The organism is Pseudomonas pharyngis, assembly GCF_021602345.1.
GTDB classification, from domain to species: Bacteria; Pseudomonadota; Gammaproteobacteria; order Pseudomonadales; family Pseudomonadaceae; genus Aquipseudomonas; species Aquipseudomonas pharyngis.
The window spans coordinates 1-354 of sequence record NZ_BQID01000046.1; the positions used below are offsets into that span (position 1 = coordinate 1).

General features: G+C 50.8%; 2 rRNA genes. Both read left to right on the forward strand.

The features are described 5' to 3' along the window. Positions 1–94: ribosomal RNA gene (locus L6D74_RS29900) — 23S ribosomal RNA — on the forward strand; the annotation flags it as partial. A 157-nt stretch (positions 95–251) separates the two neighbouring features. Further along, positions 252–354, forward strand: a 5S ribosomal RNA gene (gene rrf, locus L6D74_RS29905); the annotation flags it as partial.

Sequence of the window (354 nt, forward strand, 5' to 3'; positions counted from 1 at the left end):
GGGCCGTCGAAGACTACGACGTTGATAGGTTGGGTGTGTAAGCGCTGTGAGGCGTTGAGCTAACCAATACTAATTGCCCGTGAGGCTTGACCATATAACACCCAAGCAATCTGTAGACTCGAAAGAGCATCAGATTGCGGTGTGTGAAGACGCAATGAACCGAAAGTTCGATGCTCACAAAACACCGAAAGCTGTCACATACCCAATTTGCTGAAGCGAGGCCATCCGGTCACGAGTCAGTACCCGAATTTCTTGACGACCATAGAGCGTTGGAACCACCTGATCCCATCCCGAACTCAGAAGTGAAACGATGCATCGCCGATGGTAGTGTGGGGTTTCCCCATGTGAGAGTAG